This window comes from Tessaracoccus coleopterorum (genome assembly GCF_011174705.1).
In the GTDB taxonomy this organism is placed as follows: domain Bacteria; phylum Actinomycetota; class Actinomycetes; order Propionibacteriales; family Propionibacteriaceae; genus Arachnia; species Arachnia coleopterorum.
Genome location: NZ_JAANIJ010000001.1, coordinates 2457348 through 2481271, shown reverse-complemented (window position 1 = coordinate 2481271; position 23924 = coordinate 2457348). Strand labels below are relative to the sequence as shown.

General features: G+C 70.3%; 22 protein-coding genes, 1 tRNA gene and 9 pseudogenes. 14 read left to right on the top strand and 18 right to left on the bottom strand.

All coding sequences use genetic code 11. From position 1 onward, the window contains the following. Positions 1–6: 6 nt before the first annotated feature. From G7085_RS15905 to G7085_RS15830, 17 genes and pseudogenes are all read right to left on the bottom strand, one after another. Positions 7–863, bottom strand: a pseudogene (locus G7085_RS15905) (sulfite exporter TauE/SafE family protein). Between the two features lie 341 nt (positions 864–1204). Further along, positions 1205–1825, bottom strand: a complete 621-nt coding sequence (gene tmk / locus G7085_RS15900) for a dTMP kinase (protein WP_197511710.1) — start codon at positions 1823–1825, stop codon at positions 1205–1207. Continuing rightward, a complete protein-coding gene (locus G7085_RS15895) occupies positions 1825–2316 on the bottom strand; it encodes a hypothetical protein (RefSeq protein ID WP_197511709.1) in 492 nt (163 codons plus the stop codon). The genes tmk and G7085_RS15895 overlap by 1 nt, the downstream gene beginning before the upstream one ends. Before the next feature lie 129 nt (positions 2317–2445). Further along, on the bottom strand, positions 2446–3099 hold the full coding sequence (locus tag G7085_RS15890; protein ID WP_197511708.1) for a hypothetical protein: 654 nt from the start codon (positions 3097–3099) through the stop codon (positions 2446–2448). 124 nt (positions 3100–3223) lie between these two features. After that, a pseudogene (gene topA, locus G7085_RS30830) lies at positions 3224–5871 on the bottom strand (type I DNA topoisomerase). A 426-nt stretch (positions 5872–6297) separates the two neighbouring features. Continuing rightward, on the bottom strand, positions 6298–7524 hold the full coding sequence (locus G7085_RS26955; RefSeq protein WP_331715728.1) for a methyltransferase: 1227 nt from the start codon (positions 7522–7524) through the stop codon (positions 6298–6300). 2 nt (positions 7525–7526) lie between these two features. Next, entirely contained in the window at positions 7527–7649 is a 123-nt protein-coding gene (locus G7085_RS30825; RefSeq protein ID WP_269451892.1) for a hypothetical protein, read from the bottom strand. A gap of 53 nt (positions 7650–7702) precedes the next feature. Further along, a pseudogene (locus G7085_RS15875) lies at positions 7703–8721 on the bottom strand (aldo/keto reductase). 24 nt (positions 8722–8745) lie between these two features. Continuing rightward, complete coding sequence (locus tag G7085_RS15870) at positions 8746–9483, bottom strand: hypothetical protein (protein ID WP_197511707.1); 738 nt, start codon at positions 9481–9483, stop codon at positions 8746–8748. A 62-nt stretch (positions 9484–9545) separates the two neighbouring features. Next, entirely contained in the window at positions 9546–9740 is a 195-nt protein-coding gene (locus G7085_RS15865) for a DUF4244 domain-containing protein (protein WP_197511706.1), read from the bottom strand. A gap of 137 nt (positions 9741–9877) precedes the next feature. Further along, positions 9878–12115 (bottom strand): annotated as a pseudogene (locus G7085_RS36385) (DEAD/DEAH box helicase). Positions 12116–12157: 42 nt separating this feature from the next. Further along, complete coding sequence (locus G7085_RS15850) at positions 12158–12385, bottom strand: type II secretion system F family protein (RefSeq protein WP_197511705.1); 228 nt, start codon at positions 12383–12385, stop codon at positions 12158–12160. Positions 12386–12565: 180 nt separating this feature from the next. Next, entirely contained in the window at positions 12566–13174 is a 609-nt protein-coding gene (locus tag G7085_RS15845; protein WP_197511704.1) for a type II secretion system F family protein, read from the bottom strand. Continuing rightward, positions 13171–13653 carry a hypothetical protein gene (locus G7085_RS15840; RefSeq protein WP_197511703.1) on the bottom strand — a complete coding sequence of 161 codons (483 nt, stop codon included), beginning with the start codon at positions 13651–13653 and terminating at the stop codon, positions 13171–13173. Before G7085_RS15840 ends, G7085_RS15845 begins: the two co-directional genes overlap by 4 nt. Next, positions 13650–14042 (bottom strand): ATPase, T2SS/T4P/T4SS family, encoded by a 393-nt coding sequence (locus G7085_RS35295; protein WP_408647122.1) that lies wholly within the window; start codon positions 14040–14042, stop codon positions 13650–13652. Before G7085_RS35295 ends, G7085_RS15840 begins: the two co-directional genes overlap by 4 nt. Positions 14043–14050: 8 nt before the next feature. Beyond that, positions 14051–14652, bottom strand: a pseudogene (locus tag G7085_RS36380) (ATPase, T2SS/T4P/T4SS family). 118 nt (positions 14653–14770) lie between these two features. After that, positions 14771–15706: a hypothetical protein gene (locus G7085_RS15830; protein WP_197511702.1), complete on the bottom strand. Its 936-nt coding sequence runs from the start codon at positions 15704–15706 to the stop codon at positions 14771–14773. 195 nt (positions 15707–15901) lie between these two features. Between G7085_RS15830 and G7085_RS15825 the strand changes: the two genes are divergently transcribed. From G7085_RS15825 to G7085_RS35280, 6 genes and pseudogenes are all read left to right on the top strand, one after another. Further along, on the top strand, positions 15902–16639 hold the full coding sequence (locus tag G7085_RS15825; protein ID WP_197511701.1) for a hypothetical protein: 738 nt from the start codon (positions 15902–15904) through the stop codon (positions 16637–16639). A 97-nt stretch (positions 16640–16736) separates the two neighbouring features. Beyond that, entirely contained in the window at positions 16737–17195 is a 459-nt protein-coding gene (locus G7085_RS15820) for a phage holin family protein (RefSeq protein ID WP_197511700.1), read from the top strand. Positions 17196–17423: 228 nt separating this feature from the next. Then, positions 17424–17878, top strand: a pseudogene (locus tag G7085_RS15815) (RidA family protein). Further along, a pseudogene (nth, locus tag G7085_RS15810) lies at positions 17878–18547 on the top strand (endonuclease III). The pseudogenes G7085_RS15815 and nth overlap by 1 nt, the downstream one beginning before the upstream one ends. A 170-nt stretch (positions 18548–18717) precedes the next feature. Continuing rightward, on the top strand, positions 18718–19269 hold the full coding sequence (locus tag G7085_RS15805) for a TlpA family protein disulfide reductase (RefSeq protein WP_197511699.1): 552 nt from the start codon (positions 18718–18720) through the stop codon (positions 19267–19269). Between the two features lie 19 nt (positions 19270–19288). Continuing rightward, positions 19289–19808 (top strand): annotated as a pseudogene (locus G7085_RS35280) (NUDIX hydrolase). A gap of 30 nt (positions 19809–19838) precedes the next feature. Here G7085_RS35280 and G7085_RS15795 read toward each other — a convergent pair. Beyond that, positions 19839–20153, bottom strand: a complete 315-nt coding sequence (locus G7085_RS15795; protein ID WP_197511698.1) for a WhiB family transcriptional regulator — start codon at positions 20151–20153, stop codon at positions 19839–19841. Positions 20154–20294: 141 nt separating this feature from the next. Between G7085_RS15795 and G7085_RS15790 the strand changes: the two genes are divergently transcribed. From G7085_RS15790 to G7085_RS15755, 8 genes and pseudogenes are all read left to right on the top strand, one after another. Beyond that, complete coding sequence (locus tag G7085_RS15790) at positions 20295–21059, top strand: transglycosylase domain-containing protein (protein ID WP_197511697.1); 765 nt, start codon at positions 20295–20297, stop codon at positions 21057–21059. Beyond that, complete coding sequence (locus G7085_RS15785; RefSeq protein WP_197511696.1) at positions 21053–21199, top strand: hypothetical protein; 147 nt, start codon at positions 21053–21055, stop codon at positions 21197–21199. The genes G7085_RS15790 and G7085_RS15785 overlap by 7 nt, the downstream gene beginning before the upstream one ends. A 162-nt stretch (positions 21200–21361) precedes the next feature. Beyond that, positions 21362–21709 carry a penicillin-binding transpeptidase domain-containing protein gene (locus G7085_RS30810; protein WP_197511695.1) on the top strand — a complete coding sequence of 116 codons (348 nt, stop codon included), beginning with the start codon at positions 21362–21364 and terminating at the stop codon, positions 21707–21709. Next, positions 21601–22194, top strand: coding sequence for a penicillin-binding transpeptidase domain-containing protein (locus G7085_RS15775; protein ID WP_197511694.1), 594 nt, complete (start codon positions 21601–21603; stop codon positions 22192–22194). Before G7085_RS30810 ends, G7085_RS15775 begins: the two co-directional genes overlap by 109 nt. Then, positions 22176–22541 (top strand): PASTA domain-containing protein, encoded by a 366-nt coding sequence (locus tag G7085_RS15770; protein WP_197511693.1) that lies wholly within the window; start codon positions 22176–22178, stop codon positions 22539–22541. Before G7085_RS15775 ends, G7085_RS15770 begins: the two co-directional genes overlap by 19 nt. Further along, a complete protein-coding gene (locus tag G7085_RS15765) occupies positions 22538–22714 on the top strand; it encodes a hypothetical protein (protein WP_197511692.1) in 177 nt (58 codons plus the stop codon). The genes G7085_RS15770 and G7085_RS15765 overlap by 4 nt, the downstream gene beginning before the upstream one ends. Positions 22715–22717: 3 nt before the next feature. Next, positions 22718–23618 (top strand): annotated as a pseudogene (locus G7085_RS15760) (metallophosphoesterase). 58 nt (positions 23619–23676) lie between these two features. Next, positions 23677–23753 (top strand) — tRNA-Pro (locus tag G7085_RS15755). The last annotated feature ends 171 nt before the right edge of the window (positions 23754–23924 follow it).

Sequence of the window (23924 nt, the reverse complement as noted above, 5' to 3'; positions counted from 1 at the left end):
CTGCCATCACAGGGCGACGGTGCCATCTTCCGAGGGAACCTCCGCGGCCGCAGGAGGCGTCGCCTGGGTCGACTTTGCGCGCAGATGGCTGCGCCCCGCCCAGGAGATCGCGGCCGCACCGACGAGGCCCGCGCCGAGGTAGATGGGCGTGTGAGCCGCCGCGGGCACGTCGAACGCACTGATCAGGGAACGGATGTTGACGAGCACGATCATGGTGCCCGCGGCCGACCCGAGAATCCGAGGGGGAAGGTGGCGCACCAGCCACGCGGCAATGGGCGCGGCGATCAGCCCGCCGAGGAGCAGGGCAATAGCCATCCACCACACGATGCCCTGCCCGCCGAGACCGACGAGGAACCCGAGGCTCGCCGCGATCGCCACCAGGAACTCGCTCGCGTCGATGGTGCCGATCACCTTGCGGGGCTCCATGTGGCCACTCGCCAGCAGCGCAGGGGTGCCGACCGGCCCCCAGCCACCGCCACCGGTGGCGTCGACGAAGCCCGCGAAGAGGCCGAGCGGCGCGAGGAAGCGGGTGGGCAGGTGCCTGCCGAGATTGCGGGTCGAGACGCCGAAGAACGTGAACCGGGCCAGCACATAGGCACCGAGGAGCAGGAGGATCACCGCCATCACGGGCGCGGCCACCCCGGTGCTGAGGTTCGACAACAGCGTCGCCCGAGGAAGGCACCGATCGCGCCGGGAATGCCGATCCGCATCACCACCCGCCAGTCGACGTTTCCGAAGCGGTGGTGCGAGACGCCCGAGGCGAGCGTCGTGCCGATCTCGGCGAGATGCACCGTGGCCGACGCCATCGCCGGGTTGGCACCGACGGCCAGCAGCAACGTGGTCGAGGTGACTCCGTAGGCCATGCCGAGCGAGCCGTCGACGAGTTGGGCCGCAAGCCCGACGAGGGCCAGAAGTACGAATTTCATCATGGGAGGTCCTGGGGTGTACGCGGACGGTTGGACGGGTCGTCCGCTGCACGGGGTGTCGGTGCGGGCGACGGCATCAACCGCGACACAGGGCGCTGGAGACCCTCATGTAGTCGACGCTGCGTCGTGATGTCAGGCGGATCATGCTGGCCTCCCTTCGCTGAGGGGCCCAGTCAAACACGCCGGGGCACCGTCTGGGAACGACTCACGCGCCCACGGAGCGCGGCGTTCGCCAGCCGCAGAAAACGAAATAAAAAGCGTCGCGCGGGCCGATGCCCTCAGTCGCGATCCGACAGCAGCGGCTCGAGTCGCTCCCGGATGCGTCCGGCGATCGCCTCACGGGTGTCGCGGGCGTCGAGCACCAGGAAGTGCCCGGGGTCGGCCGCCGCCTGGACGAGGAAGAAGTCACGCGCCCGATGGTGCAGGTCAAGGCCCGCCTGCTCGAGGCGGTCCTTGTCCTCGATGGTGGCGACCGCGCTGCCGGGGTCGGCATCCAGCAGCACCGTCAGGTCGGGGCGGAGCCCACCTACCGCCCACCATCCGATGTGCTCGATGTCACGCATCTCGAGCTCCCGGCCCGCGCCCTGATACGCGATCATCGACAGCACGTAACGGTCGCTGATGACGAGCTCGCCACGGGCGAGCGCGGGTTGGATCAGCTCGTGGACGTGCTGGGCCTTGTCGGCCGCGTACATCAGGGCCTCAGCCCTGGGCGACACGTCACCGTAGGCCGGGTCGAGCACGAGCCTGCGCAGTTCGGCACCGACCTCGGTGCCTCCGGGCTGCCTGGTGGTCACGTGCCGCACCCCACGCTCGTCGAGCCACCGGCCCAACAGCGCGACCTGGGTCGACTTGCCTACGGAGTCGCCGCCCTCGAACACCACGAACAGGCCCCGCATCAGGCCACCTTCCACTTCTTCTCCGCCTTCGCCAGCGCCTTCCGGGCCGCGACGACCCGGGCGGGCCACCGGTCGATGAACGCGCTCCGCCGCTCGTACGCGCCGGAACGGCGCCGCTCCGTCTCGACTCCGAGCTGGAATGCCTGGGCGGCGGACAGCCCGTCGAGCTCCGGCTCGGCACCCGGCGCCGCGGAGGCGCCGGCCCTCAGGTCCGAGATCAGGTCACCGAGCTGGTCGGTCAGCTTACCGAGCACGCCGGGAAACAGCGGCCCGGCGACGGCGACCGCGACGTCGAGCTGCTCGGCCGCACGGAGCGCGGCCTGCCACCGCTCGTCCGGAGAGGACACCTCGAGCGCCCTGCAACGGTCGGCGAGGATGAGCGTCGCCTGTTCGGCCCGTTCGAACAGAACCTGGGCGGCGGGTCGTTGCGACAGGTCACCCAGTCGCGGGGCCGACACCGTGCCGATGAGCGCGTCGAGCACGTCGAGCACCGGGCCTCCAGGTCGCCAGGTGCCTCGAAGGGAGGGCACGCAGCAGTTCCTCGACGGAACTGCGCCAGCCGGGCTCGAGGACAGGTGCGAGGCCCCGCAGGTCGCGGCCGAAGGCCCACAGCGCGGCGTTCACCCCACCGACATCGGCGAGGTCGCCGGCCCTGCGGCGCAGATCGGCGACCACGATGGCTCGCAGGTGACGCGCGAACACCTCGGTGGTGAACACCTCCAGGGTGGCGTCCGGGCGCGTGGGTTCGGCAACGGGAAAGTTGGTGAGGCCGGTGGCGGGGCCCCCAACCGCTGCTGCAGGCTCGGGAAGGTGTCGACAAGGGTGGCATTGACGGCGCGCGCCGCGCCGAGCAGGAAATCGCGCTGCTGGCCGGTCAGCAGGCGGGTGGGGGTGATCGCCACCTCGCGGTACCGGGCCGTCGCGATGCCGCTGCGCCGGATGGTGACCTTCTCGTCGACGACGTGCGCGGCCACCTCACCCGCCCCGTCCCGCAGCGACCATTCGTCGCGCTCGGAGCTCATCGAGGCGATGGGGCCGAGCACCCCATGCCGCAGGAGTGGGCGCAGCAGAACGGAGAACACCTCCGGAAGGTCACCCGACCCGTCGAGAGGCTCGACGCGTTCCTCCGGCAGGGACGGCGCCCAACGGGGCGCGGCGAGGAACCACTCCCCCACGCCACCGGTGATCCGGTGGGCGAGGATGACCCCGTCACGCAGGAGCCTGCCGTCTGAGACGTCGAGGATCGTGGCGTCGATGCTGGTCGCGGCGGCCACGCGCCGCACGGCCCGCGGAAGCCCGACCGCCGCCGATGTGAGGTGCGGGAGGGCGAACTGAACGGCACGTCGAGCCGGAGCACCTCCCCGCGCCTGCGCTTCTTGGGCATCCGGACCCCCGGACCTACTCCGAGGCCTTCTTGGCCGCGGGTTTGCGTGCAGGCGCCTTCTTGGCCGGGGCCTTCCGCGCAGCGGGCTTCCGCTTGGGAGCGGGACCCTTCGCGCGCTTCTCGGCGAGCAGCTCGAAGGCACGTTCCGGAGAGATCTCCTCGGGCGAGTCGTCACGGCGCAGCGTCGCGTTCGTCTCACCGTCGGTGACATAGGGACCGAACCTGCCCGACTTCAGCACCACCGGCCTGGCCGAGACCGGGTCTGCACCGAACTCCTTCAGCGGGGCCGCAGCGGCGGCCCGGCCCCGCACCTTGGGCTGCGCGTAGATGGCCAGCGCCTCCTCAAGGGTGACGTCGAAGATCTGGTCCTCCCCGTCAGAGACCGGGAGTCGGTGCCGCGCTTGAGGTACGGCCCGTACCGCCCGTTCTGGGCGGTGATCTCGACGCCCTCATCGTCCTTACCGACGACACGCGGAAGGGACATCAGCTTGAGCGCGGTCTCGAGATCGACGCTCTCCAACGACATCGACTTAAAGAGCGAACCGGTGCGGGCCTTCGCCGACTTCGGCGCATCCTCAGGGAGCACCTCCGTGACGTAGGGCCGAACCGACCGTTCTTCGCGACGATCATGTTGCCGGAGACCTCGTCGACCCCCAGTTCACGCTCCGCATCGAGGGGCTGGCTGAGCAGCTCCTCCGCAAGCGCAGGGGTCAGCTCGTCGGGCGCGGTGTCCTCGGGCACGTTGGCGCGGCGGCCGTCCGCATCCTCGACGTAGGTGCCGTAGCGACCGACGCGCACGTCGATGCCGGTCGCACCGAGCGGGAACGTCGACAGCGCACGGGCGTCGATCTCCCCGAGCTCGGTGACCAGGCCCTGGAGCCCCGATGGGTGTCGCCCTCGACGCCGCGGTAGAAGTCGGAGAGCACCTGGAGCCGTTTGCTGCGCCCAGCCGCGATCTCGTCGAGCTGGTCCTCCAGCTGGGCGGTGAAGTCGTAGTCGACCAGGTCGGAGAAGTGCTCCTCCAGTAGCCGCGTGACGGCGAACGCCAGCCAGGTCGGCACCAGGGCGGAGCCCTTCTTGAACACGTAGTCGCGGGCCGTGATCGTGCGGATGATCGACGCGTAGGTGGACGGCCGCCCGATCTCCAGCTCCTCCAGCTTTGCCACCAGCGACGGCTCCGTGTAGCGGGACGGCGGTCGGGTCTCATGGCCGGCGGCCTCCGCCTTCGCGACGTCGAGCTGCTGGCCCTTCTCCAGAATGGGAGGCGCGACTGCGCATCGTCGGTGGCCGAGTCGTCGTCGGTGCCCTGGACGTAGGCCTTCAGGAAGCCGGGGAACGTGATGGTGCGGCCCGAGGCGAGCAGGCCTGCCACGGACGGCTCGTCGCCGGGTAGGGCCGCGTCGATCCGGATCGTGACCGACTCGCCGCGGGCGTCCGCCATCTGCGAGGCCAGGGTGCGGCGCCAGATCAGCTGGTAGAGCCGGTAGGCGTCTCCGACAAGCCCGGTCTGGTCGGGGTCTGGAACGAGTCGCCTGCGGGCGGATGGCCTCGTGGGCCTCCTGCGCGCTCTTCACCTTCGACGCGTAGACGCGGGGCTTCTCGGGCAGGAACCGCTCACCGAACAGGTCGCGCACCTGGTTGCGGGCGGCGGTGATGGCCTGCCCTGACAGCGACACCGAGTCGGTTCGCATGTAGGTGATGAAGCCCTTTTCGTAGAGCTCCTGCGCCACCGACATCGCGCGCTGCGCGGAGAAACCGAGCTTCCGGCCCGCTTCCTGCTGCATCGTCGTGGTGCGGAACGGCTCGTAGGGGCGGCGGGTGTAGGGCTTCGAATCGACGGAGGTGACCGAGACGCGGGCCTCGGGCAGCACGCCCGCGAGACGGGCGGCCTGCTCCTCGTCCAGGATCAGGACGTCACCGCCGGCGAGCTGGCCCGCGGAGTCGAAGTCCCTCCCTGGGCGATCCGGGTGCCGTCGAGCGTCGCAAGGCGGGCTGGGAAGTTGCGGGGGTCGGTCTCGGGCCCGGCGTCGAGGACGATGTCGAGATCCCAGTAGGAGGCGGGCACGAACGCGATGCGCTCCCGTTCCCGGTCGACCACGAGCCGGGTCGCGACGGACTGGACGCGGCCGGCCGACAGCCTCGGCATGACCTTCTTCCAGAGCACCGGCGAGACCTCGTAGCCGTAGAGCCGGTCGAGGATGCGGCGGGTCTCCTGCGCGTCGACCAGATCGACGTCAAGGTCGCGCGGGTTCTCCACGGCCTCGAGGATCGCGGGCTTGGTGATCTCGTGGAACACCATGCGCTTGACCGGCACCTTCGGCTTCAGCTCCTGCAGCAGGTGCCACGCGATGGCCTCGCCCTCGCGGTCACCATCGGTTGCGAGCAGGAGTTCGTCGACCCCGGCGAGCTTGGACTTGAGGTCCTTGATGGTCGCCTTCTTCTCAGGTGAGACCACGTAGATCGGCTGGAAGGCGTCGTCGACGTTGACGCCGGTGCGCGCCCACTTCTCGCCCTTGTACTTCGCCGGCACCTCTGACGCCGACGTGGGCAGGTCGCGGACGTGCCCACGGCTCGACTCGACGATGTAGTCGCGACCGAGATATCCGGCGATCTTGGTCGCCTTGGTCGGCGACTCGACGATCACGAGGCGCTTGGAAGCCATCGGTTCTGCCCTCCGCAGGTTGGGAACTCTGTCGAACAATAGCCCCACCTGGCAATAGGACCCATCCAAGGGGCGCGGCGCCGGTGCCGCCCCGTCGGCGCGTCACACCGCACGAACCCGGGCGAACCAGCGCCCGTTCAGGGCCGGAGGCGGCGCGACTCAGCCTCGGCCCCGCCTCCCGCCACTCCGGACGGCAGTGCTCTCCGCAGACGGGTGGAAGGCGCGCACCGGGGCTGCCGGAGCCACGCGGTGGCCATCGGATCAGGGCGGGGACGACGTTATCTGCAGACCACGCGGACGCGGCTCAGGCGAGACGCAGCAGTTGATCGCGCAGCGCATCCCTGATCTCGGGCAGCACCGCGGCGGCCAGCTCCGTCGCGTCGAGGTCGAGGACACGGGCGACCGCCGCGACCACCTGGCCCACCGTCAGGTCGCCGTCGAGGGCGCCGAGGACCGCGGCGAGCGCCGTGTCGGCCCTGATGGCCCGGAGCAGCCCCACCCGCTGACGGAACACGACGTGCTCGGGGTCCTCCGCGCCCGGACGGCCGATGGTCTCCTGCTCGACGGCGACGAGTGCGGGGCGGGAGGCAAGCAGCTCGGGAGGGGCAGCAGCGACGCGTCGACGGCCGCCCGGTTACGGGCGAAGACGTCGCCGACGGGCTGCGCCACCTGATGCGGCCAACTCTCGAACCTCACCTGCGGCACGTCGCGCCCGGCGCGGGTGATCAGCACCCATCCCATTCCGACCGCCCGGATGCCGAGCCGGTCGAAGTAGGCGAGCCACTCGTCGTAGGCGGGGCGCCAGCGCTCCGTGCCCGCCAGGCCGGCGTCGGCGAGCCACATCTCGATGTAGGCGAACACATCGAGTCGCTCCCGCTCGATGAACCAGGCATCACAGCCCTCCGGCACCCAGCCGCGGAGCCTCTCCTCCCACGGCTCGTCAAGGATGGCCCAGTTGGTGAGCAGTTGCAGGCTGCCGCCCGGGAGCAGGTGGTCGGCGGCCCCGCGGACGAGGGTCTCGACGAGTCGGTCACCCTCGAGGTTGGACTCCCGGTAGGTGAGCGTCGCGGCCTCGGAGGTCGGCGGGCTCATCACGAACGGCGGGTTGGACACGATCAGGTCGAACCGCTCCCCCGCGACGGGCTCGTAGAGGGAGCCCGCCCGCAGGTCGATGTCGGCACGGTTGAGGGCCGCGGTGAGCGCCGCCAGTTCGAGCGCGCGGCCGTTGACGTCGGTGCCGACGACGCGGTCGACGTGGTGGCTGAGATGCAGGGACTGGACCCCGCAGCCGGTGCCGAGGTCGAGCGCGCTACCGATGGGGGTGCGCATGGTGATCTGGGCCAGCGTGGTGGAGGCGGGCGAGACGCCCAACACGTAGTCGGGCCGGGTGGGTGCCATCATCTGATCGAGGCCGGGTGTGAGATCGCTGACCACGAGGCCGGAAGCGCCGTCGTCCGGCGAGCCGTACGGTCGGACGTCGACGACCGCGCGGACGTGGGAGCCCACCGCCTCCAGGATGCCCGCCGCCGCCAGTTCTTCGGCGTCCAGAACGCCGTCGAGCAGCGCTGCGGGCACCGCCCGTTGCAGCACGAACAGCCGGATCAGGGTGGCGAGAGGGTCGGTCGCGTCGCCGAGGGCCACGTCGGCGGGCACCGTCATGTTACGTCCGAGACCCTCCTGACCCGCCCGCCGATCCGGTCGAGGACATCGTCGACGGTGTAGCCGGCGGTCAGCAGGTCGGAGCGCAGTTTCCCGGCATCAAGTTCATGGTTCGGCACCCGGCCATCGTAGTGGCGTGCGCCCGCCCCGGAGCCGGGCGGGCGGTCTCCGCCTACCTGACCGAATCCATCGCCCCCTGCCACAGGTTCACGCCCTCGACCCCACCGTGCTCATCGATCGCGGCGAGTTCATCGGCTGTGAAGGCCTGGTTCTCGAGGGCGCCGAGGTTGTCGTCCAGCTGGCTGACCGACGAGGCACCGAGCACCACGGAGGTGACCGAGGCCGCTCCCTGGTCGCGGAGCGCCCAGGCGATCGCCATCTGGGCGAGCGTCTGGCCGCGCCGCAACGCGATGTCGTTGAGTGCCCGCAGGTGGGTGAGGTTCTCCTCGGAGAGCAGATCGGAGTCGAGCGACTTACCCTGGGTCGCGCGCGACCCCTCGGGGATGCCGTTCAGGTACCGGCCGGTCAGCATGCCCTGCGCAAGCGGCGAGAAGGCGATGACGCCCATCCCGTTGTCGGCACAGCTCTGCAGCAGCGACGGCTCGCCGTCCTCCACCCAACGGTTCAGGATCGAGTACGACGGCTGGTGGATGACGAGCGGGGTGCCGAGGGAGCGGGCGATCTGCTGGGCGCGCGCCGTGAGGCCCGCTGAGTAGGACGAGATGCCTGCGTAGAGGGCCTTGCCGGAGCGGACGGCCTGGTCGAGGGCCGCCATGGTCTCCTCGAGGGGGTGTCCGGGTCCGGGCGGTGGTGGTAGAAGATGTCGACGTAGTCGAGCCGCATCCGCCGTAGCGATTCGTCCAGCGAACCCAGCAGGTACTTGCGGGAGCCGCCGAACCCGTACGGGCCGGGCCACATGTCCCACCCTGCCTTGCTCGAGATCACCAGTTCGTTGCGGTAGCCGGCGAAGTCCTCGGCGATGATCCGACCGAAGTTGGTCTCCGCAGCGCCGTAGGGCGGGCCGTAGTTGTTGGCAAGGTCGAAGTGGGTGACGCCCCGGTCGAAGGCGCGTCGCATGATGTCGCGCTGGGTCTGGAGCGGCTTGTCGTCTCCGAAGTTGTGCCAGAACCCGAGCGAGATCGCGGGAGCTTCAGCCCCGAGGCCCCAGCCGCCGATAGGACATGGATTCATAGCGGTCTTCCGCTGCAACGTAGGTCATGGCCCCACCATATTGGCCCGGTGAAGCCGGCGGGGCGACCGGCGGCCGGCTTCACCAGCTGGCCGCCGTCGCCCTGCGGACCACCGCACCGGGGCGCCGGGGACGGCGGCCGGGAGCCGGGCCCGCACCGCGACCTCCACCACCACGTCGCGTCCGGAGCCGCGTACCTCGCAGTCGAGCACGGCGACGCCGTTGTGCCCGGCCGCGGCATCCGCCGCCGCGCACGGGTCACCGCCCGCGACGGCGGCGCTCACCGCGGCGAGCGCCGCAAGCTCGGCGACCTGTTCCGCCTGACGTGCCACGGCGAACCAGTTGATGAGCAGCGCCGCGACGACGGCGACCGAGGCAGTCGCGAGCGCCATCCCGACGGCAAGCAGCGCCCCGGCGCTCCCCCGTTCGCAGCGACCCCTCGGTCTCACGGCCCTGGCCCGGTTCGTAGGCGGCCCATGCCCGGCGCGCACCTCCACATCGCCGACGCCGAGGACCCCGACATCGACCGCCACCTCGGCGAGCACTCCGTCGGCCTGTCTGCTGATCCGGATCCTGGCCCCGTCCGGCGCCCGCTCCCGGGCACCGGCCACGGCGATCTCGTCGCCGCGGGCACTCTGCCTCGCCAGCTGGGCGCTGGACTCGGCGCAGGCGGCCTGGGCCACGCCGAGCATCAGCAGCGACACGAGGCACGCGGTCACGGTGACGGCCGTGATCGTGCCGATCGCCAGCTCGACGGTGACCATGCCGCTTTGGCGGCCCCGGGGTGGGGCCGCAGGCGGGACGGCCCGCCCGGCCCGGTGACGCATCAGAGGCCTCCGGCGACCTGGCCGAAGATGTCGATGACCCAGTCGAACATCGTCTTGAAGAAGGTGTTGTCGTTGAAGATGCGCAGCAGCACCAGCGCGACGGCCGCGGCGGCCAGCAGGCCGATCGCGTACTCGACTGTGGTGAGGCCCCGCTCCGCGAGGCGACGGCGCCCGCTGGGGATGAGGTTGGACATGGCCGGTTCCTTTCGGTGAGCGGCTGCGGTTCAGCCGGTCACCCACCATTCATCCGGCGGCCACGCCCGGATCCGTCACCGTGGTAGGTGGTTGTGGAGATCCACGACGGACAACACCTTCTCCTGTGGACAGGCGCTCAGTCGAGGAGCAGCGCGAGCAACTCCGCCGCGTCAGGCTTGTTGAGGACCTGGTTGGCATTGCCGCACTTCGGGAGACGATGCAGGCGGGGCACCCGTCCTGGCAGGCGCAGCGGGTGAGCCGGTCGAGCGTCGCCCTGAGCCACTCCTGCGCCACGTCGAACCCCCGGTACGCGAAGCCGGACCCACCCTCCAGGCCGTCATGGACGAAGATCGTCGGGAGGCCGGTGTCGGGTGCAGTGCGGTGGAGACACCGCCGATGTCCCAGCGGTCGCACGGCGCGAAAGCCGGGAGCAGGCCGATGGCCGTGTGCTCCATGGCGTGCACGGCCGCCCCATCCGCAGCTCGGGCCAGCCGAGGCGTCGGGTCAGGTGCGGGGGCACGGTCCACCACATCGCCTGGGTGGTCATCCGGCGCAGCGGCATCGCCAACTCCGAGGAGTCCCACACCTCGTGGGTCACCTCGTCACGACGGAGGTAGCCGAGCACCTGCGAGTCGAGTCGCACGTCGCCGCGGCACACATCCGTGATCCCAAGCCGCCTGCGCTCCGCCTCCGCGACGATCTGGATGTCGAAGGTCGACTGCGGCTGCGTGTAGTAGCGGGCCGGGCCGCCACCACGAGCGCCTGGTGCTCGTCGATGTCGAGTTCCTCGACCAGGTACGGCTCCCCTGGTGCAGGTAGACGGCGCCGGGGTGGACCGTGCGGTCGACCGCCGACATGTCGACCATGCCGATCACGCGGCCGGTGTCGCGCTCGATGACGTCGAGTGGGCGTTCCCCTATCGACCGGAGCGAGATGTAGTCCACCGCCCTGTCGGGCCGGGTCCAGAAGTACCGGCCCGCCCGGTCGCGCAGGACGCCCTGCGCGGCAAGCGCCGACGCCGTGGCCGCGGTGGTCGGGCCGAACCAGCGGTCGTCCGCCGCGCAGAGGGTGACTCCTGGGCGGCCGCCGCCAGGTGCAGGCCGAGCACCCTCGGATTGTCGGGATGCAGCACCGCGCGCTCCACCGGGGCCTCGAAGATCAGCTCGGGATGCTCGAGCAGGTAGGCGTCGAGGGGATTCTCGCTTGCCAGCAGGACGACCAGCGCGTCCTGCCCGCGGCGCCCGGCCCGCCCAGCCTGCTGCCAGAAGGACGAGAGCTTGCCCGGATAGCCGGACACGAGCACGGCGTCCATGCCCGCGATGTCGACGCCCAACTCCAGCGCGTTCGTGCTCGCGAGGCCGCGCAGCTCGCCGGTGTGGAGGGCCGACTCCAGTTCGCGGCGATCGACGGAGAGGTAGCCGCCCGGTAGGAGGCGATCCGGCCCGGCTCCACAGCCTGCTCCTGCGCCGCGATCGACACCAGCTCGGCGCCTTGTCGCGACGGCACGAAGGCGATGGTCTGTGAACCGGAGTCGGACAGGCCCGCGAGCAGCCGCGCCGTGTCGGAACGCAACGAACCTGACGGACGCCACAGCGCCACCGTCCGGCGCCCGGCCGGTGAGGTGTCACCGGAGATGGCGACCGCCCTGCCTCTCCGATCAGGGTGCCCGCGAACTCGCCGGCGTTCGGGGCGGTGGCCGATGACAGGGCTACCACCGGCTCGGCGCCATGCAGCGACGCCAGCCTGCGCAGTCGCCTGATCACCTGGGAGACGTGTGCCCGAAGAGCCCCTGGTATCGGTGCGCCTCATCGACGACGATGTAGCGCAGCGAGCCGAGAAACGCCGCCCACCGCTCATGGTTGGGGAGCACGGAGTAGTGCAGCATGTCGGGGTTGGTCAGGATGAAGGACGCGTGTTCGCGCGCGAACCTGCGCTCCGCGTCGTCGGAGTCGCCGTCGAGCGTCGCTACCCGCCAGGACCGGGGCCGAGCCGCCCGGCCGCCCTCGCCTGGTCATGGGCAAGCGCCTTCGTCGGCGCGATGTAGAGGGCCGTGTGCCTGGGCGCGGTGAGCCGCGAGCGTGCCGAGTCGACCGCGAACCCGACGGAGCCGTCGACGGTGGCCGCAACGATGGGCATCAGATAGCCGAGCGTCTTGCCCGACCCTGTCGGGGTGCTGATGATCGCATGCCGGCCGTGGAAAAGCTGATCGGCGAACTCGACCTGGTGGGGCCAGGGGCAGGCACTCCCGACTCGACGATCCGGGCTGCCGAGGACGGGCCAACCACGTGGGCCAGGCGACCGCGACGGCCTCGCGCGCCTCCCGTGCGGAGGTGGCGGTCACCTCGTCACGGTCGAGGACCCACTCAAAGCTCACGCACCCACTGTGCCAGGATCCGCCGACAAACCGGAGCAGGCATCAGCCGAAGAACCCGCTCAGGAGGCCCGCGATGATCGGCACCACGCCCACCAGGATGAACGCGGGCAGGAAGCACACCATCAGCGGCACGACGGACCTGACACCCACCCGCCGGGCCGCCTTCTGCGCCTCGTCGTGGCAGTCGCGGCGGGCATCCTCGGCGTGGGTGCGCAGCACATCGGCGAGCGCGGTGCCCGACCGCTCGGCGCGCGCCACGTCGCGTGCCACCTGCCCCACACCGGGTCGTCCTCAGCTCGCGCCAGGCCTCGGGCCGGCCCTCCCAGCGCAAGCTGGCCCGACACCCTCCGCAGCAGCCCCGCGTGGGTTCGGGTGTGACGGCTGTCACCGCATCGACCGCGTGCGCGACGGGCCTCCCAGCGTCCAGCGCCACCGCCAGGAACTCCAGAGTCATCGGCAGCTGGGCGAGCAGTTCGGCCCCGTCCACGGGCGTTGCCCGGAGGAGCCGGAGCGCGAGGACCGCAGCTCCCGCGGCCAGCGGAGCAGCGACAAGGCCGGGGTCCCAGGGACGAGCAGCCACGCGAGGGCGGCTGCGGTCACGGCCGTCACCAGGCGTTTCCACCAGGTTGGTCCGCTTCGCGACGCGGTCGGCCGGGGTCGGTCCCCCGCCCGGATTCGGATGACCGGGCGCCCGGATGCGGCAGGAGGAGCAGCACCGCCATTGCGGCGGCAAGGGCGGCCACGAGCGGCCCGGTCATCGGTGTGGCCTCCACGGGCGTGCGAGCCGGTCGATCCACAGCACCCCACCCGCGGTGAGACCCACCCCGCGCTGACGAGCACCTGCCCGAGGGGCCCTCCGGTCAGGAACGCCAGTGGGTCCACCCCGACCGAGTAGCCGAGACCGACCGCCAGGAACGGGAGCACGGCCATGATGTGACCGCTGGTCCGCGCCGCCGACAGCTCGGCTTCCACCACTGCGGACACCCGTTGTTCGGCGCGCATCGCCTCGGAGACACCCGCCAGCACATCGGCGACGGGCGCCCCGACGCGTTCGCTCAACCGCCACGCCGCCGCCACCGGCAGCAGGGCCCGTGCCCCGGCCGAGTCGCGGTGCGTTCCAGCTCGGCGCCGATGTCTCCTCCGATACGGGCGGCCGCGGCCGCAGGGGCGAGCACGGGGCAGTCGGTTGCCGCAGCAGTGAGGGCTGCGGTGGGGATCTGCCCCGACCTCATCAGCGAGGCGAGGACACGCGCAGCCCGGCCGCATTCACGGGCGGACTCACGCTCCCTCCGCCGTCTCACCTGCCCGCGCACCAGGTGCACGACGGTCAGGGTGGCAGTCGCGATGGAAGCGAGCCACCCGGTCGCGCCCGGATGGAGCGCCGCGCCGAGGACCACGCCTGCTGCCACGGGCAGCGCTGGGCCGAAGACAGCAGGACGCCCGGTCCGGCGAGGATGCTGGCGGACCCTCAGCCGCGCCTGGGGTGGCGGCCCAAGGAGCAGCAGCGCGGCGACCGCCGCGACGACGGCGGCGATCACGACGCCTCCCGCAACCGCAGCCCGGCCGGCGTGAACTCCACGCCGTCGTCACCGAAGACGGCCGCCGTCTCCACCCCGACGGTCCCGTCGCCGCCGCGCACGAAGACGCCGAGCTCCGCCACCCGGCGCCTACCGGAGCGTTCCCTCGTCAGGTGGACCACCAGCCGCAGGGCCGAGGCAACCTGCGCGTGGCAGGCCTCACGCCCCATGCCACCCAGCGCGGCAAGCGCCTCAATCCGGGCCATCAGGTCGGCGGTCGAGTTGGCGTGCACCGTGCCGCAGCCTCCCTCGTGGCCGGTGTTGAGCGCCGTCAGCAGGTCGGCGATCTCCGGGCCACGCACCTCGCCGACCACCACCCGGTCGGGCCGCATCCGCAGGGCCTGACGCACCAGGGTGGTCAGCGTGATTGCCCCGGCCCCTCGGCATTGGCCGGACGGGCCTCCAGTCGCACGCAGTGGGGGTGGTCGGGCAGCAGTTCACGGGCGTCCTCCACGAGCACGATCCGCTCGCGGTGCGGCACGAGGGCCAGCAGTGCGGCCAGGAGCGTCGTCTTCCCGGTGCCCGTCCCGCCGGTGATGAGGAACGGTTCCCGCCTCACGACGAGGTCTGCCAGCAGGTCGGCCCGGGCCGCGGCAGGGAACCCGCCCGCACCAGGTCGTCCAGGGAGAAGGTGGAACGTGCGGGCACCCGCAGCGAGATGCAGGTTCCGGGCCCGGCCACGGGCGCGAGCACCGCGTGCAGGCGGACGCCGTCGGGCAGCCGCCCGTCAACGAAGGGGCAGGCGTCATCGAGGCGGCGGCCCACGGCCGCGGCCAGCCGGATGGCGAGCCGCCGGACCTGCTCGTCGTCGGCAAAGGTGAGGTCGACCCGCTCCAGACCGGCCCCGCGGTCGACGAACACGTCGTCGGGGCCGTTGACGACGACATCGGAGACGCCCTGGCCACGCAGCAGTTCCTCGAGCGGCCCCGCCCCGGTGCTGCCCCTGCGGAGCTCGGCCATCGCGTCCCGCACGAGCGCATCGGTCAGCACGGCTCCCTGCGCCCGCAGCGCGGCCGCCACATCGGCCGGGACGTAGGGTCTCCCCAACGCAGCCAGGTGGATCCGCACCTCATCCAGGTCAGGCATCGCGCACCCGTCGCAGCACGGCCGATACCTCTCTGGCGTACCGCCTCGCCGGGCCGGGGAGCGGCGGGAGCCCCAGCTCGGCGAGCCGGGGCAGCGCACGATGCTCGCCCAGCACCCCCATGCACTCGATGCCAAGGGTGCGACCGACGACCTCGGCCGGGATCGACCGTCCGGCCCTCGTCGCACGATGAGCCCGCGGGCGCGTCGCGGCCCCGAGTGCCTGCGCCGCCGCGATCGAGGAGACGTCGGCGCCCACCAGCAAGACCGCGAGGTCGATGCGGGCGGGAGCGGGACCCCGCCCGACGTCCACGAACGCGAACCGCACCGCACGGGTCAGCGAGGCCAGCACCACCTCCACGCCCTCCCAGGCCGGCGGGGCGCCCTCTCCCTCCCCTGGGACAGGATGGAGGCACCCCGGACATGCGGCAGCGCGGCGGTGATGTCGCCCAGCTCCCCGCGGGCCCGGGCAAGATCGGGCCAGCGGATGCCGTCGACCCCTCCGCACCCACGAGCAGGTCGATCCCGCCGCTGCCGGGCGCAAGGTCGACGACGGCCGCCGGGACCCCTGACCGTGCGGCGAGCAGCGCGAGTGAGGCGGTGAGGGTGGACGCCCCGAGGCCCCCGACGCGCCGAGGATCGCCACAACCGTCCCGCGGCCCGAACCCTCACGCACCGCATCGGAGATCACCGCTGAGAGCCGTCCTGACCGGTCGGGCAACGGCACCACCGGCACCATGAGCTCGGAGGAGCAGCGGGCCAGATCGTCACCGGAGCTACCGACGACGAAGGCATCGCCTGGCCCGACGAGACCCCACCGGCTCGCCGAGTCCACGCCGAGCAGGCGCACCGAGGCGCCGGCCCAGCCACCGCGGAGCCCGGCGGCATCGTCGACGACACGCACCGGCACCTCGAGGGCGGCCGCGCTCACCTCAACCGCCTCGACGACAAGCGGGTCACGCGTGCAGAGAAGGACATGTGGTTCCATGCCCGCTACTTATCCGCCTCCCCGGCCCGGACGTTGCACGCAATCGCGGCGCTGTGGACAACACCCGGCTCCGCTACGGGCAACGAGCCACCTCCCCGGATAGTGTTGGGCACACTCCGGACCCGTCGAAAGGAACCCATGAGCCGCGCCACCATCCCTGCCGACGCCGTGGACTGGCTGGCGGTGTGGCGGGCGTCCGCGGCCTCGTGCTGGCCGGGACGTCTCCTGGCCCGGAGGCTCGACCGGGCCGGCCACCACATCTTCGCGATGAGCGAGGACCCTGACGTGGTGGGTGGCCTCGGCGGCCATCCGCGGATCACCGCGCTCCATGCCCGCCCGAGGCCATCCCGACCGACCCGTTCCAGTTCGAGGTGGTGTTCGTGCACCAGCGGCTGCACCGTCTCGACCTCGGCCAGGCCCTCCCCAGATCGCCCGCGTGCTGCGTCCCGGTGGCTGCCTGAGCGCGTCGTACCTCATCCGCGACGATTCCGTTCCGTGGGTCCGCAGGCTCGCCGCTCTGCTGCGCCGCTTCGACCCGATGGCGATGAAGGGCGACTACGGCAACGAGTCGCTCGACACGCTCCGGGGAGTCGCTACTTTCCCGAGATCGAGGAACGTGCCTTCCGGGTGTGGCAGAGCGTCAGCCACGAAGGCCTGCTGAACCTGGTCAGGTCCCAACCGCTTGCCGCCAATCTCAGCCAGCCGCAGCTCGATGCGCTCCTCGCCCAGGTGAGCGAGCTCTTCGAGGGTGCCGTCCGGCCGGGCGAGAGCCTGCGCCTCCCGTTCCAGATGACCTGTCTTCGCGCGTGGGTCAACCACGAGGAGCTGACCGGGCCGGTCATCGTGCCCGAGAACGCGCTCGCGATCCCCCTGTGACCCCGAACCGCCGGGGCCGGTGGTCGCCCCGGCCGGTCGGCACTAGGCTGACCCCTACGGAAGGAGCGCCATGCCAATCGAGCCACGACACCCACTGGTGGAGATCAAGGACGTTGTCGCCGACTTCGTCTCCAAGGAGACAGAGCTCGCCGCCGCCGAACTCAAGCCGAGCGCGAAGGCGGCCGGTTACGGCACGGGCTTCTTCGCCGGTGCCGCCGTTTTCCTCTTCCATGCGCTCTGGATGCTGGTGATCCTCATTGCGCTCGCCATCGGGCTGCTGCTCAACGCGGTCACCCCCATCGGGCCATGGGGTTCTTTCACGCTCGGCTTCCTCGCCTCGGTGCTCATCTCGGTGCTCATCGCGGGCATCCTGTTCACGCTCGGACGCGGGAAGTTCGCCCAGGTCAAGATGCCCACCGCGACCATCAGTGAGGCGAAGGCCACCCTCGATGCGGTCGTCGACTCCATCGCCAGCGGCCGGAAGGGAACAGACGTCATCCTGAAAACGGGCGGCCTTCCGCAGTTCCGTGACGCCGAGGACGGCGACCTCCCCTGACCCACCGTGGCGCGCAGCCCGCGTCACGGAACAGTTGGGCGCGGTGACAGAGGAACTGGCAGGCTAGGGCCATGACCACATGGGAATACTTCGTCGCCCCGATCCTGTCGCATGTTGCCCAGCAGCTGCTCAACAACTTCGGCTCGGAGGGGTGGGAGCTGATCCAGCTCGCCCCGGCCCGAACCCCGACACCCTCGTCGGCTACTTCAAGCGCCCGACCTCGCGCTGATGAGCGCAAGCGAGCGCCTCACCGAACTGGGGATCGACCTGCCCCCGTCGCGGCACCGGTGGCGGCCTACGTCCCAGCCACCCGTGCGGGTGCCCAGATCTGGACCTCCGGGCAGCTGCCCTTCATCGACGGTGTCCTCACCGCCACCGGAAAGGTCGGCGCCGAGGTCAGTCAGGCCGCTGCGACGACCGCGGCCCGGGTCGCGGCCCTCAACGCCGTCGCGGCCGCGGCGGAGGTGGCAGGCGGCATCGACCGGATCGGCCGGGTCCTCAAGCTTGTGGTGTTCGTGGCGAGCGCCCCCGACTTCACCGCCCAACCGGCCGTCGCCAACGGCGCGTCGCTGCTGATCGGTGACATCTTCGGCGAGCACGGTGTGCACGTGCGCAGCGCCGTCGGTGTCGCTGCACTCCCGTTGGACGCGCCGGTCGAGGTCGAGCTGGTCGTAGAGGCCTGATGGACCAGCCGGCGGCGATCAACGAGGCGCTGGCCGGGTTGTATCCCGATGCCCGCGCCGAACTCGACTTCACCTCCCGTTCGAGTTGTTGGTCGCCACGGTCCTGTCGGCCCAGTCGACGGACCGGCGGGTCAACTCCGTCACCCCCGAGCTGTTCCGCCGCTACCCGTCCCCTCTCGAGCTGGCCGAGGCCGGGCAGGCCGACGTCGAGGCGATCATCCAGCCGGTGGGTTTCTACCGCAACAAGGCCACCGCCGTCATCGGCCTGTCGAGGCGGATCGTCGACGAGTTCAACGGCGTCGTCCCCGGCACACTCGACGAACTGGTCACCCTCCGGGCGTCGGGAGGAAGACCGCCAACGTCGTACTCGGCAACGCCTTCGACGTTCCGGGGATCACCCCCGACACCCACCTGATCCGGCTCGCCAACCGGTTCGGGTGGGTCGCCAGCACCAAGCCCGACGTGGTGGAGCGTGCCGTGGGCGATCTGTTCCCGCCGTCTGAGTGGGTGATGCTCTGCCACCGGGTCATCTGGCACGGCCGCCGCTGCTGCCACGCCCGTCGCCCCGCGTGCGGGGCGTGCGTCGTCTACGACCTGTGCCCCAGTCGTGACATCGGGGAGCAGGATCCGGCCAAGGCCGCCGAGCTGATCCGCGAGCCGCGGGCCTGACGTCCCCTGCCGCAGGGTGGGGCGGGGTAGTCTCGGTAGACGATGAGGCCCTCCCGGATTCTGGCCGCCGCCGCGGCTTTGACCATGTTCGCCGCCTGTTCGCCCGCCGACCAGGTGTCGTCAGCCCCTGCCCGACCTCCCCGGGGACCTGGCCGCGCTCCGCGTCCGGTATGGGCTGCCCGACTGCCCCGACACCGACCCCGACGCCCGCCAGGTCGAGGGAGGGCTGCCCGTCACGGCGCTCATGTGCCTCGGGAGCGACAAGGTGGTCAACCTCGCGGGCTCCCCGCACGCCCACGATCATCAACCTCTGGGCGCAGTGGTGCGAGCCGTGCCGCGCCGAGTCACCCCATCTACGCTCGGCCCTCGCCGATCTGGAGGGCGTCTCGTTCATCGGCATCAACTACGACGACCCGCAGCCCGACTGGGCCATCGAGTTCGCGAGCCTGGTGGGTTGGGAGTACCCGCACGTGATGGACATGGACAAGGAACTGCAGATTCCGCTCAAGGTGCCCGGGCTTCCCACCACCTATTTCATCGATGCCGACGGCAGGATCGCAGGAGTCCACGCCGGCCAGCTCAGCTCCGAGCAGCAGTTGCTCGATCTCGCCTCTGACTACCTGGGGTGTGATGCCGGATCCCACGTTCACCAGGTTGATCGCCGCGCTCAAGGATGGGCCACGCGTCCCGCAGCTCGGCTTCGACCGGACGCCACGCGGTGAACGCTCCGCCGCGGTCCTCATGCTCTTCACGAACGCCACCGACCCGCAACTCACGTTCCTGACCAGGGCGGAGGCCCTGCGTCGGCACGCCGGCCAGGTGGCGCTGCCGGGCGGGCGCGTCGATCCAGGAGATACGGACCGGGCCTTCACCGCGTTGCGGGAGGCCAACGAGGAGGTCGGGCTCGACCCGTCGCTGGTCACGGTGCTCGGTGTCCTGCCCCTCTGTGGGTGCCGGCGTCACGGTACGACGTGACGGCGGTGCTCGGGACATGGGGCGGCGGGCAGGACCTCTATCCGGTCGACCCGGCCGAGACCGGCGCCGTGCACTCGTACCCGGTGTCGCAACTCGCGTCCACGGATGTGCGGGTGACCGCCGCACACCCGAGCGGCTTCCGGGGCCGGCATTCGTGCTGGGCGACGAGTTCATCTGGGGCCTCACCGCGCTGTTGGTCGACTGGGTGTTCGACCTCGCGGGCTGGGGGCGCCCCTGGGATGTCGACCGCATCGTAGACATCCCAGAGCGCTTCATGCGTGATTGACGGGCTCCACGCCCGACGCGGGCCGGGGTCTCAGTGGAGGCGGTTCGCGGGGAACATGGTGATGGTGGAGCCGCCGGGGTCAGAGTAGTTCACCAACACATCCCGCCACGAGACGATGTCGGGCCTCGCCCTGAGCAGGGCCCGCCTCTCACGTTCGGTCATCCCGCCCCAGACGCCCCACTCGATGTGGTTGTCCAGGGCCTCAGCGAGGCACTCGGACCGCACGGGACACCCCATGCACACGGACCGGGCCCGTTTCTGGTCCTTGCCTTCGGGGAAGAGTGCGTCCGCCAAATCGCGGCACTTGGCATGCAGCGTCCATTCGCTTGCTTCAGCCAGTGACATGCTGCCCTCCTTCGCGCAGTTCCGTCAGTAGCCACCAAGTTAGCGCATCCGAAGGTCTTGGCAACAGTGGCCTTTCGGCTCGAATTCGCAAGTCAGGTCGGGAAAGGAGGGTCGGTGTGGCCCTTCACGTAGGATGGGCCCATGAAGTCTGCCTCCCTCAGCCAGAAGGCGTACTCCCTCCTGATGTTCCTCGCCGTGAGCGTGTTGGCGGGTCTGCTCATCTCAGGATTGGCCGTTCCGTTCGCCGCCCTGCTCGGCGGCGGCGGCAAGTTGGCCGTGGGTGCGCTCGATGACATCCCGGCCGATCTGGAGACGCCCGCGCAGCATCAGCGCTCCGAGGTCTACATGGCCGACGGCACCCTGCTGGCGACGTTCTATGACGAGAACCGCGTCTACGTTCCGCTGAGCGAGATCTCCGAGAACATGCAGGACGCGCAGATCGCGGTCGAGGACCACCGCTTCTACGAGCATGGGGCGATCGACTTCCAAGGCTTCGGTCGGGCATTCCTGAAGACGCTGGCGGGTGACACCCAGGGCGCGTCGACGCTGACGCAGCAGTACGTGAAGATGGTCCGGATCGAGATGGCCGTCGCCGCGAACGACGAAGAGGCCCTCCGCAAGGCGGACGAGGTGACGATCGAACGCAAGATCGTGGAGGCGCGCTACGCGATGGCGCTCGAGGAGCGCCTCACCAAGGACCAGATCCTCGAGCGCTACCTGAACATCGCCTATTACGGCGACGGTGCGTACGGCGTCCAGGCGGCAGCGAAGCACTACTTCAACGTCGACGCGAAGGACCTGACGTTGGATCAGTCGGCCATGCTCGCCGGCCTCGTGCAGAACCCGGTCGCGCTGAACCCGGTCAAGCACCCGACAAGGCCATGGACCGACGCGATGTCGTGCTGAACCAGATGGTCAAGTGGGGCATGACCACCCAGGAGACCGCGGACGCCGCGAAGGCCGTCCAGACGTTCGAGGCGGACAAGGTGCATCGCACCGCAAAGGGCTGCTTCTCCTCCCCTACCCCTTCCTCTGTGACTACGTGAAGCGCACCCTCGTCTCCGACAAGATGCCGAGCATGGGTGCCGATGCGCAGGAGCGGACGAACTTCCTGAACCGCGGGGGCTGCGGATCCAGACCCTGATCGACCCCGCCGCCCAGGCATCGGCCGAGGCCGCGGTAGCCGGCATGGTCTCCCCACCGACCCGGTGCTCGCGAACACGGTCCTGATCCAGCCCAGCACGGGTCTCATCGTGGCGATGGCCCAGTCACGACCGACGATGGGCAACGATGCGGCCAAGGGTGAGACCTACTACAACTACAACGTCACGACCGGAATGGGCGGCATCGAGGGCTTCCAGGCCGGCTCGACGTTCAAGACGTTCACCCTGGCCTCCGCACTCAACATGGGGATGACCCGGGCAAGGAATACAACTCGCCGGGCGAGATGTCGTTCAAGGACGCCACGTTCCGCGACTGCGAGGGAAGCTTCAAGTTCACCCAGGACTGGACCCCGCAGAACCAGTTCAAGAAGGGCTACGGCACCATCAACATGATGGAGGCCGCCAGGAACTCGGTGAACACCTACTTCATCCAGCTCGAGCGCGACACCGGCATCTGCGCCTCCATCGACATGGCCAAGGCCGCGGGCGCGAAGCTCGCCAACGGCAAGGACATGCGCACCATGCAGCAGACGCCCTCGTTCGTGATCGGCACGGCCGACGTCACCCCGCTGTCGATGGCCGAGGCGTACGCCACGTTCGCCAACCGCGGCATCCACTGCAACCCGATCATCCTGCAGTCGGTGCAGACAAAGGACGGCACCGAGGTGGAGGTGCCCTCCGCCGACTGCAAGCAGGCGATCCCGCAGGATGTGGCAGACGGCGTCAACTACATCCTCAAGTCGGTCGCGCTCCAGGGCACCGGTAGACCGGCGGCGCTGCGCGACGGACGCGACGAGGCGGGCAAGACCGGCACCACCAACGGGGCCGCCGCGGTGTGGTACGCCGGCTACACCCCGAGATGGCCGGCATCGCGATGATCGGCATCGACAAGACCCACGCCTACTACAAGAACCACCGCAAGAGCCTGGACGGCATCCGCGTCAACGGCGGCCGCCTGAACGGCTCCGGCGGTGGCGACGCGGGCAAGATCTGGAAGGCCGCCATGAAGTCGGCCCTCAAGGACAAGCCGAAGACCAGGTTCACGGCACCGTCGAAGACCATTCTCGAGGGCGTGAAGGTGAACGTGCCGAGCATCAAGGGCATGGGCATCAGCGAGGCCGAGAAGACGCTGCAGGCCGCGGGCTTCGGCACCGCGAAGCGTTACGTGTACTCCAGCCGCGGGAGGGCACATTCCTGGGCATCGAGCCGAGCAGGACGGCCGTGAAGTTCTCGACGATCTACCTCAAGATCTCGAAGGGTCCACAGCCCGCGGATCCCAAGCCGGACCCAAGTGCGGATCCCAAGCCGGACTCCAAACCGGATTCCAAGCCGAAGCCCGATCCGGGCAAGACGCCACCGGGTAAGGAAGACGGCAAGCAGACGACACCGGGCGGCTGAGTGATCCGGCACGCATCGACGGCGCTCGGCGTCGTCGCGGCGGTCGGTGCCGCCTGTTTCGGTTGGGGCCTCCTCGAGGCCGGCCTTTTCACCGTGCGACGGGTCGAGGTGCCCGTCCTGCCGGTCGGAGCGCGGCCGCTCAAGGTGCTGCACATCTCGGACCTCCACCTGGCCGCAGGGCAGGAACGCAAGCTCCGGTTCGTGCATGAGCTCGCCTCACTCGAACCGCACCTGGTGATCAACACGGGTGACAACATCACGCAGGCAGAGTCGATCGGCCCGCTGCTGGAGACGCTCTCCCCTCTGCGCGGGCTACCTGGCGCGTTCGTGTTCGGGTCGAACGACTACCATGCCCGCGCTTCAAGAATCCCGTCCGCTACCTGCTCGACGGCAGGTCGCGGATGGAGACCGCACCCAGGCAGTTGCCGTGGGAGGCGCTGCGAACGGGCCTCCAGAGCCTGGGCTGGGCAGACCTGACCGGGCAGCGCGTGAGCCTGCGCGTCGAGGGACTCACGGTGGCCCTCCGCGGCACCGACGATGGGCACCTGGGCCGCGATGACTACGGCCTCGTGGCCGGGCCCGCCGACCCGGACGCCGACCTGAACCTGGGCGTCACCCACGCACCGTATCTGAGGCTGCTGGACGCCATGACCGCCGACGACATGGACCTGATCTTCGCCGGGCACACCCATGGGGGCCAGGTGTGCGTGCCTGGCTACGGCGCGCTCATCACCAACTGCGACCTGGACAGGAGACGGGCCAAGGGCCTCTCGACGCACCAGGCAGGGGGCGCCGGTCATGGCTGCACATCTCCGGAGGACTCGGCACCTCACCGTTTGCGCCGTACCGGTTTGCGAACCGCCCCGAGACGACGCTGCTCACACTTGTTCCGCGGCCCGCCTGACCCTCAGTTCGCACTCGACGCCGTGGTCGGCTAATATTGCCCACGGCTCACGGGCCATCGGGGTGTGGCGCAGCTTGGTAGCGCGCGTCGTTCGGGACGACGAGGCCGCAGGTTCAAATCCTGTCACCCCGACCAAGTGACCAGATGGCAGAACCCCACCCACACGGGTGGGGGTTCTCCCATGTCCCGCCTCCGCACCAGCCCGTGAGGCCCGGGCCCACCTACCCGCCCGACGCCTCCGGGAAGTCGAAACCCAAAGCTCTAGTTTTCGAGGGAAGCTGACGATAGGGTTCCGAAAAGGATTGC

What these genes read in the sequence shown, in the direction of transcription:
- tmk (WP_197511710.1), bottom strand. Translation starts at nt 1,825, where the DNA reads ATGCGGGGCCTGTTCGTGGTGTTCGAGGGCGGCGACTCCGTAGGCAAG.
- G7085_RS15870 (WP_197511707.1), bottom strand. Translation starts at nt 9,483, where the DNA reads ATGGTCACCGTCGAGCTGGCGATCGGCACGATCACGGCCGTCACCGTG.
- G7085_RS15865 (WP_197511706.1), bottom strand. Translation starts at nt 9,740, where the DNA reads ATGTCCAACCTCATCCCCAGCGGGCGCCGTCGCCTCGCGGAGCGGGGC.
- G7085_RS15825 (WP_197511701.1), top strand. Translation starts at nt 15,902, where the DNA reads ATGAGCCGCGCCACCATCCCTGCCGACGCCGTGGACTGGCTGGCGGTG.
- G7085_RS15805 (WP_197511699.1), top strand. Translation starts at nt 18,718, where the DNA reads ATGGGCTGCCCGACTGCCCCGACACCGACCCCGACGCCCGCCAGGTCG.
- G7085_RS15795 (WP_197511698.1), bottom strand. Translation starts at nt 20,153, where the DNA reads ATGTCACTGGCTGAAGCAAGCGAATGGACGCTGCATGCCAAGTGCCGC.
- G7085_RS15790 (WP_197511697.1), top strand. Translation starts at nt 20,295, where the DNA reads ATGAAGTCTGCCTCCCTCAGCCAGAAGGCGTACTCCCTCCTGATGTTC.
- G7085_RS15775 (WP_197511694.1), top strand. Translation starts at nt 21,601, where the DNA reads ATGTCGTTCAAGGACGCCACGTTCCGCGACTGCGAGGGAAGCTTCAAG.
- G7085_RS15770 (WP_197511693.1), top strand. Translation starts at nt 22,176, where the DNA reads ATGGCCGGCATCGCGATGATCGGCATCGACAAGACCCACGCCTACTAC.